Source organism: Niallia sp. NCCP-28 (genome assembly GCF_023168165.1).
Classification (GTDB): domain Bacteria; phylum Bacillota; class Bacilli; order Bacillales; family Cytobacillaceae; genus Niallia.
Genome location: NZ_BQYJ01000001.1, coordinates 110,329 through 125,964 on the forward strand (window position 1 = coordinate 110,329; position 15,636 = coordinate 125,964).

A 15,636-nucleotide genomic window follows, 5' to 3' on the forward strand; every position below is an offset into this window, starting at 1 on the left:
CAACACTTTTTTCAACTTGCAAGTTTATTCATAAAAAAATCTAACTAGAATCATGCTGCTAGTTAGATTTTTCTTATTTCATTTTCATCCAGCTGTCGATATAATGGACCGCAAACTTTACATTACTTTCTGGATATGCTTTATTCACTTTTGCTAATTCTGCTTTCATATATGCACTGCTTTTTTTATAAAAACTAATATGGCTTCCTTCATCTGATTGCCCTGTTTCTACAGCTATCGTCAGTGATTTTTTTGCATTTTGTGCATATTTCCACTCAGTTCTCACTAAGGCATTAATGCCATTTTCCCCTGCTGCCATATTGCGGTATGCCATTACGGTAACGCCATCTGTAAGGTTAATCGCCCATTTTGCAAGATTGCTTTTTCCAAACTTATTCTGAAAATTGATGGTATCAAACCAAAATGGCATGTCAATTGTAAACGGCAAATTCAATTTCGCACTTTGGTTTGCACTATTTTTTATGACTTCTTGATAAGATAGTACGGTGCTGCTTCTATCAGCATCCCAGCTTGATAATATATATGGTTCTACATCTAAATGAATTCCTTGAAACTGCTGATTTGCACTGCTTTTAGACTGATATGCTTTTATCCATTGAAAAAAAGCTGTTTGTTTCGTTTTTCCTTTTTTCGTTGCCCAATTTGGTGCTCCATCTAATGCATAAACTTCTATATTTTCAGCTGTCGCTTTTGTTATAAATTGTTGATATACACGGTTAGAAAGATCTGAATCTATTTGCAAATAAACTTGTTTCACATTATTTTCAACAAGAAAGTTTAGTATTTTTGTTTCTTCTGTACGCAATGACCACGGATTCCAAATCCATGTAGCATCTGTTGCCATTGCCGCTGCTTTTGAACACATCGTTGGCATCATCATCCAAATAGACAATAATAAAACAATACTTTTTTTCATTTCCCTATCCCCTTTTAAAAAAAGCCGAGACTTTCTTTAAAAAGAGAAGTCTGGCAACCTGGCAGCCATACGTATAAAACGGTTAGGTCCATAGCTTTGCGTCCTTATTTTTCAATAAGTTTGCCCTTTTCAGATTGTTATCTATACCTATATCATACTAAAAAAGCACTAGTTTTACTATTGATTTTTTCTTATTGACTAGACAATTTACCCTCATAAAGGATTTATTAGAACTTATTGCCTATTCTTCAACATTTATCAGCAGTCTTCACCGCTTCCTCAAAAGGAGCGTAGAACACTCCCTTAGGTGCAAGTATATCCGTTTCGGTTTCTTCTTCCTTCCCATCCAACTCATAAATCCCGGCTGGAAAATAATCATAATAGCCTGATTGTATATGCAATTCCACAAAATAGTCATCTAGTTCTCGCATTAATTGAATATAGCCATCATGATCGATTACTTCTCCATATTCATCTAATTCATAATTTTTTTTGATGGCTTCTTCTAATTCAGGATAAGATTCTGCTGCAACAAATAAATCCACATCACAGCATTCCATGCATAACAAAATCTCTTCCCCTTTAATTTGCTCATAGGCAGTATCAACCATTTTTTTTAAGATACTTTTTATTTCATCCTCATTGCTTACTTTTTTTGTTGTATTCATCCTTATACCTCCAAGTCTTTCTTAATGAACAGAAAGAACATGTTTAACTTTTTATTTCATACCGAATAATATAAAAAGAAATCAAAATGACTTGATTCCATTTCTATCATACTAAAAAAAAGAACACTATGGAAATAATCACTCTTTTAATGAACTCAGCCTCAAATATTGAGCGGTTATCCTCCCTAGATTTCTCATTTTCTCTTAATAACCCTACTCCTTTAGGGATGGGGCAAAAACCTGTTAATGCAGAATAAAAATAGTAAGCATATTCCCATAAAAATGCAACTGGATCGCTATAAAATGATTCTCGCACCCCTTTAGTGATTGCCAGAAAAACAATTCAACAGGGCTTCATGCACTATACTGAACTGTCTAAACATCTCAAGCTGTCAAGCCGATAAAGATAAAGAGACAATAGGCTCTCATGCTTAGAAAACAAAGAACTAGATCCTATTTCAGGCAGCCTGAAAAACAACAAACTCAACATTATCTACACGCTGTCATATATTATATTTTTATACCTTTTTAAGGTAGCAGGAGGAATGTATGCACTCTTTGTTCAATTTTCATCTTCTTCTTTTTGATTATCACTATATGCTACTAACGGTCCTTTTTTCCATCATTAGTTGCATTATTGGAATCGAAGCCAGCGTACGGATTAAACAACAAGCACTGCAAGGAAAAAGGCTAATTTTAAGTTCTGGACTATTGGCCGTTACCTTTTGGCTGACTCACTTTTTTGTATCAGTCTCTGTAGCCTTGCCCTTTTCAACAAATAACTATCATTATGTTTTGTATACTTTATTAAATTTTCTATTGTGTTTTATCGGCTCTTACTTAGCTTTAAAAATGGCACAGTTTCCCGTTGTTTCCGATAAACAATATATATTGGGAGGTTTCTCTATCGGCATTGCTATTCTGAGTGCTGATATAAGCGGGTTTTTCATCCTGTTTAGAGATTTAGTAGAATTCAAACCGCTTATTTTCTTGATTGTAGCCCTTTTGACATGGAGTGCTTCTTTCTCTATCTTTCGATTTTTGATTCAAATTACCAATGAAGATGCTAATAATGTTCGAACAAAGTGGAAACATATTGGATCCATTACAGCGGGTATTTCATTTGCAGGCATCCCCTATATCTCAATGACTTCACTGTTAGATACAGGCTCTATCAACCCTTCTATGCATGAACTGCTCCTTCCTTTCATTTTTGTTATGGCAGCAAATCTTGTTATGGCTCTCGTTCCTAGTCTATTGGGTGAAAAAATTTTAGAAAAAAATATACAGTCCTATACATCACTTTTTAACCACAATCCGGGTGGAGTTTTTTCTGTAGACTTAGATGGCCACATTCTTAACACCAATCAAGTTGCTACTGAAATTACTGGATTCACTAAAGAAGAATTAAAGGGCCAGCATATCGGGATGTTTTTAAAACAAGCTGATAATAAAAAAATTTCGGAAATACTCCATAATGTATTAGCTGGAAAAATTTCGACTATAGAAATACAAATCCTTAATAAACAAGGAATTCTAACAGATATTAAAGTTACTATAGTCCGTACACATATAAATAACCAAATTACAGGAGCATTTGGAATTATTGAAGATATTACAGATCAAAAACGCGCAGAAAAAAAAATAGAATATCTTGCCTACCATGATGAACTGACCGGTTTGCCAAATAGACGAATGATAAAACAAGTCATGACTGATTTCTCAGAGAAGCATTCCTCTTTCAGTATTATGCTTTTAGACTTTGACCGATTTAAACGAATTAATGACACATTTGGCCATTCATTTGGGGATAAACTTTTGATTGAGGTGGGCAAAAGGCTGCAAAACATTACAGAAAATGAAGGAATTACCGCAAGGATGGGCGGCGATGAATTTTTAGTTTTGCTTCCAGCTGATAATTTTGAAAATACAGCAGAGCATATCATCGAAAAGTTCAGAGTTCCTTTAATTGTAAACGGATATGAGGTCATGCTTACCGCAAGCATGGGCATTTCCTCCTTTCCAGTTCATACAAAAAATGTCAATGACTTATATAAATTTGCTGATTTGGCCATGTATCATTCGAAGGAGAATGGAGCAAATGGCTATTCCGTTTATAGCAAAGAAATGGAGGAAAAAGCGCTTAATCAGTTAGAACTGGAGCAAGAACTGCAAAGCGCCATTAAAAATAAGGAGCTGCTGCTCTATTTCCAGCCGAAATACCACACCGTCCAAAATATCCTGACCGGCTCAGAAGTGCTGTTAAGATGGAACCATCCCAAAAGGGGATTTATTCCTCCAAATATTTTTATACCCATTGCCGAAGAAAGCGGGTTTATTGTTACTTTAGAAAAATTTGTTATTAAAGAAACTTGTAAAATTCTTTGCAACTGGAAAGAAAAAGGCAAAAAAATCAAAAGAGTTTCTGTAAATATTTCATTAGTCACTATTTTGCAGGAAGGTTTTTTGTCCTTTATACAGGATCAATTAAATCAATTTAACCTGGACGGACAGCTATTGGAACTGGAAATCACGGAAAGAATGGTGATGAAAAACGAAGAGGATGTCAATGCTATTTTGCAAACGTTAAGAGATAGAGGAATCAAAATCAGCATTGATGATTTTGGGACAGGCTATAGTTCCTTAAGCTATTTAGACAAATTAAATGTAGATATCTTAAAAATTGACCAATCTTTCATTCGAAACATTGAAAACAACAGAGAAGTTGTGACAACTATTATCTTCCTTGCTAAAAGCCTCAATTTGAAGGTCATTGCAGAAGGTGTGGAAACGAAAAATCAAATTAAGCTGCTTCAAGAAATAGGGTGTGAGGATGTTCAAGGATACTACTACTCTCCTCCACTTCCCATTGACGAATTTGAAAAAATTCATTGCACAGCAGATAAGTGATCCAAACTAAAACCATCTATCAGATCACGAAAATTAAATAACAATAATTAGAATAGTTTATAATACATTAACGGGCTTTTAAACCCCATGGACAAGAAATCTAGGCCGACCCCATAAAGTGAAACTTCAATCAGTGAGGGTTTTGGGTTTTCTTCATCCCCTCTGATTGTTAGTTAACCAATCAGGGTTTTACTGCCCGTTAATGTGTGATAAAAACCTGATTAAAATTCAATTTACCATTTTATCCTGCAGGCCTTTTTCATAGGCTCTATTTAACTTGATTGTTGATTTCATTCGAAACAAGAATTGTATAATACGATACTTGTTTCGAATGAAGCATAATTGACAATAGCCTCTAATTTAATTATTTTTTAATGCCTTTTAAATCACCATAATAATCAATGATATTTTTTAGTTTTTCTAAAGTTCCTATTAAATAGCTCTGTTTACTCTCAAATTGAAATTGTCATATATTTTCTTCACTCAATAACTCTTGGAAATATCCTTGGATTAGAAGTCGTCCTGATTCATTAAAGATCATTTCAAATTTACAAATGTCATCTCTATATTGAAAAAGAGATACTGTCTTTTAATTGCTCGTAGGCTTCTTCCAACTCTTTGTAAAACGTATAAATTGGTCCTGTAGTAAACCGCAATTCTCCATATTTGACATAATATGACAACGTTCCTTAAACATCATATCCGCCATCAAAACTCGTTTCATCTGGAAAATAGAACACTTCATTGAGTTCTATTTGAATAAAACCTTGTTTACCGTCGATTTTAAAATTATTCAATTCCCCTCTGCCTTTGTCTTAACTAAAGCCATTTTTTAGCGAAAGCAATGTTATGCTATCATTTTTTGATGGGGTCCCATTTATTGCATGTAAGAACCCCCACCTTTTTCTAAAGCAATACTGATATATGCTGCTATCATTATAAACTCTAATTTTTTAGCCGATGCAAAAAATATTAATCGTTCCCATAAAAAAAGGAAACCCCTAACAGGAATACCTTTTATCAAAGATAGCGGAGAAACATCTTCCATCTCCTTTAGCGAATTACTGAGTATTTTTAAGATATCACAAATAGCAAAAAGGAAAAGTTATGATTCAGCTTACTGCCAAACGTATATATAACCTGTTATACTTAATTACTCAGCTATGAAAATAATTTTGTTAAATGATAAGGAGGCTTTGTTTTAAGATGATGGAAAATACAAAGAAATTTAATGGAAAAGCAGCTATCTATTCAAAATTTCGACCTGATTATCCTGATGAGCTAATAAACGATATGATATCTGAACATGGTCTACATCAAAATTCGCTGATAGCGGACATAGGTTCTGGCACCGGCATTCTGACAAAAAAATTATTAGATGCGAACTTTAACGTATTTGCAGTTGAACCAAATGTAGAAATGCGTAAACTGGCAGAAGAACAGCTGAAAAATAATAAACGATTTATTTCAATTAATGGATCAGCTGAATATACAACATTGGATACTAGCAGTGTTGATTTTATTACGGTTGCTCAAGCATTTCATTGGTTTGACTATAAAATTTTCAAAAAAGAATGTGGACGCATTTTAAAACCTTCTGGCAAAGTAATGATAATATCAAATAATCGTTTAAAGGAAGCTGACATTAACCAGGACATCATAAAAGTTTATACTGAATTTTGCCCTGAATTTCATGGATTTTCTAATGGATTAAGTGATTCTGAAAAAATATACGATACATTTTTTTTAAAAGGAATATATACAACCAATTCTTATCAGCACCCTTTAACCTATAATAAATCTAGTTTCATCGGCCGTCATTTATCTGCTTCTTATGCTCCCAAAAAAGAGGATCCCCATTATCCATTGATTGTGGAAGCATTCGATAATCTATTTGAAAAATACTGTGAAAATGGATATGTAACTTTACCGAATGCAACAATAAGCCGCTGCGGTTTTGTCAAAGATTATTGATTCTATTAATAGAATCGGAGAGCTTAATAATCAAATGAAACCCAATATTTATATCATTTAATTTTTCATCTCTGTGACGAAACTCCATTCTCTCTTTGTGCCTTTATATTTTTATGCGTTCATTTGTCTGTTCCAAAAGGAATATATTAGATAGTTGATAGTAGCGTTTCAAATTCTTAACAACTAAAAATGAACATTTGGATTCACTCTAAACAAAGCTCCCATTACAAAACCTAAATTTCTTTATTGGAAAGCATCGGAGAATATGGAGAGCTTTAAACAATAACTAAAAATGCATATTATTACCGCAATAAAAAATAACAAGGCATGAATTCTCTACTATTCTGAATGCATGCCTTGCTGACAATCTAAAGAAATACTTTTTCTAACCTTTAGAATTCTTTCACAATAAAAAAACAGTTCTTTTTATTTATGCGCCAATTCTTTTAATAAACGATAGGATTCTAATCTATCTTCATGACTAAAGACTTGTGTATTGACAATCATTTCATCTGCATCTGTTTCAGCAAGGAATTTTTGCAGCTTTTCTTTTACTTGTTCAGGCGTTCCTACAATAGAAGCTTTTAATTGTTGATCTACAATCGCTTGTTCGTGGATGCTCCATAATTCATCCATATTGGATACAGGCGGCTTTAATTTTGTCGGCATGCCTCTTATTAAACTTAAAAAGGCTTGGGAAAAAGAGGTCGCCAAATATTTTGCTTTTTCTTCTGTTTCAGCAACAATTACGTTTACCCCAACCATTACATAAGGTGTTTCCAAACTTTCAGATGGAGTAAAATGCTTCCGGTAAATATCAAGTGCCGGAAGCGTATAATCTGGAGAAAAATGGCTTGCAAAGGAAAATGGCAACCCTAGTTCCCCCGCCAATTTTGCACTAAATCCACTTGAACCCAACAGCCAAATAGGAATATTTAACCCTTCCCCTGGAATGGCTCTAATTGGCAATTGTGTTTCATCCTGGGGCTCTAAATAATTTCTTAATTCCTCCAGTTGTTCTGGAAAATCGTTTCCATCTCTTCTTGTACTTCTTCTTAAAGCATGTGCCGTAATTTGATCACTTCCCGGAGCCCTCCCCAATCCTAAATCTATTCTGCCTGGATACATGGATTCCAATGTTCCAAATTGTTCCGCAATTACTAAAGGAGCATGATTTGGAAGCATGATGCCTCCAGAACCAACTCGAATCGAATTTGTGCCTCCTGCAATATATCCAATTAAAACACTTGTTGCACTGCTCGCAATGCCTGGCATGCTATGATGCTCTGCTACCCAATAACGATTATATCCCCATTTTTCAGCATAACGCGCTAAATCTATTGTATGTTCAAAAGCATTTGCTGCCGTACCGCCTTCTGTAATTGGCGATAAATCAAGGACAGAAAATTTTATCTCTTGTAAGGACTTTGCCATTTCTGTTCCTCCTTTAAGTCTACTTTCTCCCTACTATAAATCTGTCCGCAACGAGCTTTCAACTTTATTGCTTGAAAGAATCTTCCTATCAGCCCCTTTTAGTTATTTTTTTCGAGAAAATCCAATGTATCTTGATGATATTTCTGCATTAAATATTCTATCGGCTCAAATGGAACAACAATCGGCACTTTTTTATCGTTAATAATGCGAATAATGGGCTTTGCTACAGAATTAGATTCAATAATCGACCATTTTCCTGCTTTTTTTTCTAATCTCAAATCAATAATTCCTAAATGATTGCCCCAAAATCCAGCTTGAACAGCAGGTTTTCCAGCAATTTTGCCTTTTGTATGCTTAACAAGAAGAGTATTTTTTTCTCCTTTTTTCGGAAATAAACTATGTGAATGTCCATATAAAACGACATCAATTCCCTTTACTTTGCTGACATCTTGAACATTATTGCCTCTTTTTTCTTTTAATTCTCTGTCTGATTGCAGTCCCGCATGTACAAGAGCCACTACTATATCTGCTCCTTCCGCTTTCATTTTCGGCACTATTTCTTTTGCTGTTTCTTCCATATTTTTTATCTTCACTTTATTTTCCAGATGCTCTTTATCCCACTCTGCTGTTATAGGGGTAATTAACCCCATTACTCCTACCTTTATAATTGTTTTTTCTCCAGTCTCTGTTTGCACTTCCTTATTCAAAATAATATAAGGAGAAAAAAAGTGGATATCATCTTGATTATATTGATTATGATCATCCACATAAATATTAGCATTTACAAAAGGAAACTCTGCTCCTTGCAAGCTTTTAAGCAGATAATCAAGGCCATAATTAAACTCATGATTGCCAACTGTCGCCGCATCATACTTAAGCAAATTCATACTTTTATAGGCTGGATGAATATCTGTATAATAAAGAACATTGCTTGAAGCAACATAATCAGCCAGTGCATTTCCTTTGATTACATCTCCCACATCAAATAACAGAGTATTAGGCTGATCTTTTCTTGCTTGCTGAATAAGACTAGCTGTTCTGTTTAGTCCAAATTCAATTGTTCTTCGTTTCTCTTGATAATCAAAATCCAATATATAAGAATGAATATCGGTTGTTTCTAGAAGGCGTAAAGAAACAAGTGTTGGCTTCTCTACTTCTTCCCCATTTATTATTTTTTCCGGCATAAATAACAGCAGGAGCATGATGATATAAAAAATTTTTTTTGTCATTGTTCATTCACCTCGAAAGATAACGACTCCACATATAACCGTTCTTTACTTATTCTTCTCTATTGTCTGTTATTTTCTTTCAAACTAACCCTTGATTTTGCTCCCATTTTTTTGCTTATCATAAACTTCTTATCTGCAGGTTTATATTGCACGCAAACAGGGAAAAAACTATCTGACAAATAGTACTATAAACTGCGAGAAAATAGATAAAACCTTTTATTATGCAGAAATATGTCTACTCATTAGAAGTTTTGATAGCTTTTGTCTTATCGCAGGAAAATAGATTAAGCATCTCAAATATATGTAAACAAGAAAATAATTAAATATAAATATGAGGGGCGATTCATAATGAAAGCTTATTCCATTTATGAAGCATCAAAAAAACTAACGACTTCACCAAATAGATTAAAAAAATGGGAAAAAGAACTAAAAGATGTACTATATATTCCAAGGAGCAAAAACGGCAGCAGATTTTACACAGACAAAGAAATCTCTTTATTATTGGAAGCAAAAAATTTATATGATAAAAAATTGCCGAAAAAAGAAGTCAAAGAACAATTAACACTGATTCTTCAGCCAAAGCAAACACAACAGGAAGCACAAGAAAAGACAATACAAGAAGCTGTTGAAACATCAGTAGCGCTTGTAGAAGAAATAAAACCTGTTCCTAATGCCTTGACTCCCTCTGTAGCAGAGCAAAACATCAAGATTCTCCTTCATTCTTTAGAAACATACAAACAAGATTTTTTGCAAGAAGTTAAAGAAGAGATCCGCACTGGACTACGGGGAGAAGTTTTGGATCATATTAAAGAAGAAATCAAAGCAGGACAAGCTCAATCAGCCATAACACTCAGCACAACGCTTGAAAGGAAAAATGAAGAATTAAAAGATGTATTAAAGGATGAATTTAGAGACAATATCGATGAATTGACAGATGTTATACATAGTAATGCACATAAATCTCATACAGAATACGAAGATATTCGTTCTAATATTAAAAAACTGTCGAAAATATCAAAAGCTGAAAGAAAAACTTATTCCAAACAGTGGACCACTACCGCTTCCTCTTCACAAGAAATTAAATCAATGATTGAACATTTATCCAAATCGAATGCTGAAATAAACAAATCGATGGAGCAATTGCATCAAAATGATCAATCGATAAAAGAAGATCTTTTAAAAGAACGAGAACAGCTCAGAAAAGAAATTAGAGAACGAGAACAAAACTTCCAAGATTTAGTGCAAAGTTTTCGCGATACCGCAGTTGCAGTGGAAAAGAAAAAACAATGGTGGAAGGTTTGGCAATCTTGAAATGAAACTTCAATCAACAGAATCTTAGTTAAATAAAAATAACTATTGATTGTAAAGGCTGGCTTAAAGACATGTTTTGCTTTTTTAAACATGCTTCAAACCAGCCTTTATCTATGCTGTCTCTTTCTATGGTATTATTATTAAGGGCAATATTCTATTAAAGAACACTACCTGTTTGTTGATTCTATCGACAATATTTATTAACATATCTATATGAAAAAAATATTTTGAAACGGAGGAACAAATGACTACATATAAAATTTTATTTCTTGATATAGATGGTACTATTTTACAGCCTGATGATACCATCCAGGAATCTACCAAAACAGCAGTTAAATTAATGAAAAACCAAGGAATAGAAGTATTTTTAGCTACAGGAAGACCCCTCCATGAAATAGCAGATATTGGCGAAATACTTGATGTCCACTCTTTTATCGGCTACAATGGTGCCTATGCAATTTTTAAAGGTGAAGATGTTCTAAAAGAGCCAATGAGTCCAGAGTTGGTAAAAACATATATTGAAATCGCCAAACAGCAAAATAATGAACTTATTTTATATACAAATACGCATAATTTATTATCGAATCCAGACAGCCCTATCTTAATGGAATTTGCAAAAAAATTCCACCTGAAACAAAATAAACTGTTTTCAGAAGAAGAAGCAGGCAATGTTCTCGGCATAACAATTGTAAATGTTAAATCAGATGATATCCCATTATACGAAAAATTTGCTAATGTTCATTTATCGCAAGTCAATATTGAAGGATTTCGGCATTCTTATGATGTAATTAGCGACAAAGTCAATAAAGGAATTGCTGTTGGAAAAGTTTTGGATCGCCTTGGCATCAGCACTAAAGAGGCTATAGCATTTGGTGATGGCCTTAACGACAAAGAAATGCTCAGTACAGTTGGAGAAGGATTTGCGATGGGCAATGCCAATGAAAAATTATTTGCCTATGCTAAACATAAAACAACATCTGTAACAGATTCTGGAATATTTAATGGACTAAAATTTTTAGGATTAATTAAATAGCCCATATGCATAGATATGCTCCGAAAACTAAAAATCCCCTCAAACGCGCATTTAATAGCACTTGAGGGGATTTCTATTATAGGTCAATATTTTCTTTTTCTTCTATGTCCTCTTCTGCACGTTCACTTTCTAAATACTGGCCTATTTTTTTATCATAGTATGCTTGATTCATTTTATAAGAAAATTCAAAGGCTGGTGTTGTTGCATATTCTTTATTAACTAAATAAAAATCTCCTGCTTTTTGTATTTCTGTTAATTCCAACATCATTGTTACTTCTAATGAAATCAAATTTTTATTTTTTGTAATACTAACAGATGGATTAGATGACTTCACTGGCTTATTCATCAGTTTCTTATTAAAAAAGATAGAGAAATAGAGTTCATTGCCACTTTTGCTTTTTTTATTTATCTTTACTAAAAAAGAATCTCCCAAATCCTCCAACTTTTCTTTGTCCATATTCTCTAAAGACAAAATTAATCTTATGTACTTATTTTCTATCGGTGTTATATTAATTTTTGTTGTGCTCATCTATATCCTCCTCTAATTAGCACACTACCCTTTGACCATTCTGTTCATTATATGATAAGAGGAAGTTTTCTATAACAAAAAACACATTCTATTATCCATACTTTCCCAGAATGAAATCTACAGTAGATTTTTAACAGCATTTTTATATAATAGTATAAATCCTACTCGATTATCAAGCTTCCCTTTAAAATAACAACTTTTTTAAGTAATTCTAAGGAAATATGTGTATAATCAATACTGATAGCTTTATCATTCGACAATAAATAAGGCTAGTCTACAAAATTTTTAAAGAGGTGCACAATGAAAGAAATCCAAACATTAGAAGAATTTAATGAAATTATTCAAAGTGAAAAAATAGTGATTGTTAAGTTTTTCACTACTTGGTGTCCTGATTGTACAAGAATGGATCTATTTATCGGCGACATTATGGAAGCGAACGCAGATAAAACTTGGTACAGCCTTAATAAAGATGAACTTCCAAGCATTGCAGAAAAATACGATGTAATGGGCATCCCTAGTTTGCTGCTATTTAAAAACGGTGAAAAAATTGGTCATTTACATAGTGCAAATGCTAAAACGCCTGAACAAGTAGAAGAATTTTTGCAAGCCTATTAATTTATTTCGGCATTTCATTTATGAGAATAGAAAAGAAGAGAAAAGTTTTCCTTTTCTCTTCTTTCAGCTGTCAATAAACAGAAAACGGGAAATCCCGGTGTACAGAAACCTGCCCACAAAATCCTGTTCAACCAACAATCAGTAGGGAATAAACTCCCTATTGATTGAAGTTTTACTTTATCAGCCTGTATTACGTAAACCTGCTGCAATCCCATTAATAGTCAGCAGCACCTGGTTCATTAATTCAGGATCTGGATTTTCTTGTTCGCGCAATTGTTTAATCAATTCTACTTGGAAGAAGTTTAATGGATCTACATATGGATTTCTACGATACACCGATTCTTGAATAGATGGTGTATGATCCAATAACTGCTCTTCTCCTGTTATTTGCAAAAGAATTGACTGAGTTTTATTGTATTCATCTTTAATATTGGTATATATTCGTTGGCCAATATCCTGGTCTTCTACTAAAGAGGAATATTCTCTAGCTGTTGTTAAATCTGCTTTCATAAGAGCCATTTGCAGATTATCAACAGTTGAACGGAAAAACGGCCAATTACTGTACATTTCTTTCAGCAGAGCCATATTATTTGCGCTACCTTGTGCATATTCATAAAGCCCGGTGCCCGCTGCATACCAAGCTGGCAGCAATTGTCTACTTTGCGTCCATGCAAACACCCATGGAATCGCACGAAGATCTTCAAAAGATGTTTTATTTTTTCTGCTCATTGGCCTAGATCCTATTTTCAAATTGCCAATTTCCGTTAATGGAGTTGCTTCTTTGAAATATGTCATAAAATCAGGATCATTAAAAACTAATGATTGGTATTTCTGCAGCGAAATAGCAGAGATTTCTTCCATTGTCGTTTCCCAAACAGGTCTTCTATCATTATGTTTATCTAAATTTTGGGTGATATGAGCAAATGCTGTCAATAGAGTAGATGTTGCTTGCTCTAAACTTCTGAAAGCAATATCTTCCAATAAATATCTAGAAGACAATACTTCCCCTTGCTCGGTGATTTTCACACCATCGCCTAATGTTTCAATTGGCTGAGACAAGATGCTGCGGTTTAATGGACCGCCCCCACGACCAAGGGAACCGCCTCTTCCATGGAAAAATTTCAAGCCAATGTGATAGCCGCTTGCCATTTCGTGAATTTCTCTCTGTGCTTTATACAATTTCCAGTTCGCAGTAAGTGTTCCGCCATCTTTGCTTCCATCAGAGTAGCCAAGCATAATTTCTTGCTGATCATTATGCTGCTTTAAGTGCTCTCGATATACTGGAAGTTTGAAAAGTGTTTCCATAATTTTTGGCCCAGCAATTAAGTCATCAATTGTTTCTAATAATGGCGCAACATTTAAATTGCTTTCTACCGAACCGTCTGCATGCACACGATAAATACCCGCTTCTTTAGCAAGCACAAGCACTTCTAAAATGTCGCTAGGAGACTGTGTCATGCTGATTAGGTAAACATCGATAGCGCGTTTGCCAAATTTTTTATGGGCTTCTCTTATCATTTTAAACACTTTAATCATTTCTTGTGTTTCTTTCGAATAGTCTTCACTTAATAAAAGAATTGGTCTAGGATCCTTTAGAATTGCTTCCAATACGTTTACTTTTTCTTCTTCTGCTAAATTTTTGTAATCTTCCGCAATATGAACTTTTTTCAATATTTCGGCAATAGCTGATTCATGTTCCCCGCTATGGTTGCGAATATCCAAAGTTGCTAAATGGAAGCCGAAAAGCTTTACTTGGCGAATTAATTTATGCATTGACTTTTCATCATGGTGAATCGGCTGATGACTTTTGATACTGTCATTAATGAGCAGTAAATCTTGACATAATTCGTCTGCATCGTTGTATCCTTTTTCAGAAACACCGACTTGATTTAATCTTTCGAAAATTACCGCAAGTTTTCTGCGGTACACTTCTTTTTTAGCAGGCCATCTTTTATCTTCCGCCAAATATAATTCTTCTTCCCTATCAATTGTTTCTAGCAGCACGGAACTTACTTCAACACGATTGGTTGAATGGCTGAAGCGTTTCATTAAATCCACAACGGATTCTTTGTATTTTTCTATAACGAGCTTATTTTGTTTGTGCAATGTCTGCCATGTTACTTCTGGGGTAACAAATGGATTTCCATCGCGATCCCCGCCAATCCATGAACCAAATGTTAGGAAATTTGGCACTTTCCATTCAAAATTCGGATAATTTTCTTGCAGAGCATCTTGTACTTCTTGATGAATTTCAGGCAAAACATCAAATAAAGTTTGTTCGAAATAGTATAAACCATTTCTCACTTCATCCATTACAGTCGGTTTACTATGTCTTAGCTCATCCGTCTGCCACATAATCGTGATTTCGTTAAATAAATCTTCCTCTATTTTCTTTCGTTCTTTTTTTGTTAATAAAGGATTATCCGATTGTTTAAGCAGATTTGCAATCCGCTTTTGGATTTCTAAAATAGACCGTTTTGTTGACTCTGTCGGATGTGCTGTAATAATTAGCTCTAATGAAAGAGTATTAAGTACATCCTGAATTTCAGCTTCTGTTAAATTTTTCTGTTTAAATATTTGAATTGCACTTGCGATAGAATCAGGCTGTATGCCTTTATCATCTTGCAGCTGATAATCTCTTCTGCGTCTAATCCGATGAATTTGTTCTGCTACATTCACTAAATGAAAGTATTTCGAGAATGCACGAATAACTTGCCTGCGCATAGGTCTTTCTAATTTTTCCAATTCTGCTTTTAACGCGTTGTATGTAGATTCATTATTATTATTTCGCAGTTCAATCGATAGTTTACGTATCACTTCTACTTTTTCTAGCAATTCTTGGCCACCATGATGAACAAGAACCTCTCCTAGAATATAACCTAGCTGTTTTACGTCTTTACGTAACGGTAGACTGCTTTCATTTACTTTAATTCTTGTTGTCATTAGATTACCATCCCTTAATCTAAATATTATTTCAAACTGTATCAACATCTATA

The 15,636-nt window shown here is 34.0% G+C and carries 11 protein-coding genes and 1 riboswitch; of the genes, 5 read left to right on the forward strand and 6 right to left on the reverse strand.

Annotation, left to right across the window (positions count from 1 at the left end):
• Positions 1-73 precede the first annotated feature (73 nt).
• Entirely contained in the window at positions 74-937 is an 864-nt protein-coding gene (locus tag NCCP28_RS00540; protein WP_248559473.1) for an amidase, read from the reverse strand.
• 49 nt (positions 938-986) lie between these two features.
• Positions 987-1,072, reverse strand: a riboswitch (cyclic di-GMP riboswitch).
• 113 nt (positions 1,073-1,185) lie between these two features.
• A complete protein-coding gene (locus tag NCCP28_RS00545; protein WP_248559474.1) occupies positions 1,186-1,605 on the reverse strand; it encodes a nucleotidyltransferase family protein in 420 nt (139 codons plus the stop codon).
• A 549-nt stretch (positions 1,606-2,154) separates the two neighbouring features.
• On the opposite strand from NCCP28_RS00545, the gene NCCP28_RS00550 reads away from it, so the two are divergent.
• Positions 2,155-4,515, forward strand: a complete 2,361-nt coding sequence (locus NCCP28_RS00550) for an EAL domain-containing protein (RefSeq protein ID WP_248559475.1) — start codon at positions 2,155-2,157, stop codon at positions 4,513-4,515.
• A 1,206-nt stretch (positions 4,516-5,721) separates the two neighbouring features.
• Positions 5,722-6,489, forward strand: coding sequence for a class I SAM-dependent methyltransferase (locus NCCP28_RS00555; RefSeq protein ID WP_248559476.1), 768 nt, complete (start codon positions 5,722-5,724; stop codon positions 6,487-6,489).
• Positions 6,490-6,915: 426 nt separating this feature from the next.
• Here NCCP28_RS00555 and NCCP28_RS00560 read toward each other — a convergent pair whose 3' ends face one another.
• Together NCCP28_RS00560 and NCCP28_RS00565 are read right to left on the reverse strand one after the other, a co-directional pair.
• On the reverse strand, positions 6,916-7,923 hold the full coding sequence (locus tag NCCP28_RS00560) for an LLM class flavin-dependent oxidoreductase (protein ID WP_248559477.1): 1,008 nt from the start codon (positions 7,921-7,923) through the stop codon (positions 6,916-6,918).
• A gap of 98 nt (positions 7,924-8,021) precedes the next feature.
• Positions 8,022-9,152 carry a metallophosphoesterase gene (locus NCCP28_RS00565; protein WP_248559478.1) on the reverse strand — a complete coding sequence of 377 codons (1,131 nt, stop codon included), beginning with the start codon at positions 9,150-9,152 and terminating at the stop codon, positions 8,022-8,024.
• A 348-nt stretch (positions 9,153-9,500) separates the two neighbouring features.
• On the opposite strand from NCCP28_RS00565, the gene NCCP28_RS00570 reads away from it, so the two are divergent.
• Positions 9,501-10,463: a MerR family transcriptional regulator gene (locus NCCP28_RS00570; RefSeq protein ID WP_248559479.1), complete on the forward strand. Its 963-nt coding sequence runs from the start codon at positions 9,501-9,503 to the stop codon at positions 10,461-10,463.
• 244 nt (positions 10,464-10,707) lie between these two features.
• Positions 10,708-11,496, forward strand: coding sequence for a Cof-type HAD-IIB family hydrolase (locus NCCP28_RS00575; RefSeq protein ID WP_248559480.1), 789 nt, complete (start codon positions 10,708-10,710; stop codon positions 11,494-11,496).
• 76 nt (positions 11,497-11,572) lie between these two features.
• Here NCCP28_RS00575 and NCCP28_RS00580 read toward each other — a convergent pair whose 3' ends face one another.
• On the reverse strand, positions 11,573-12,025 hold the full coding sequence (locus NCCP28_RS00580) for a hypothetical protein (RefSeq protein WP_248559481.1): 453 nt from the start codon (positions 12,023-12,025) through the stop codon (positions 11,573-11,575).
• A 300-nt stretch (positions 12,026-12,325) separates the two neighbouring features.
• Here NCCP28_RS00580 and NCCP28_RS00585 point away from each other — a divergent pair, with 300 nt between their 5' ends.
• Positions 12,326-12,640 carry a thioredoxin family protein gene (locus NCCP28_RS00585; RefSeq protein ID WP_248559482.1) on the forward strand — a complete coding sequence of 105 codons (315 nt, stop codon included), beginning with the start codon at positions 12,326-12,328 and terminating at the stop codon, positions 12,638-12,640.
• Between the two features lie 180 nt (positions 12,641-12,820).
• Here NCCP28_RS00585 and ppc read toward each other — a convergent pair whose 3' ends face one another.
• Positions 12,821-15,583: a phosphoenolpyruvate carboxylase gene (gene ppc, locus NCCP28_RS00590; protein WP_248559483.1), complete on the reverse strand. Its 2,763-nt coding sequence runs from the start codon at positions 15,581-15,583 to the stop codon at positions 12,821-12,823.
• Positions 15,584-15,636: the final 53 nt, after the last annotated feature.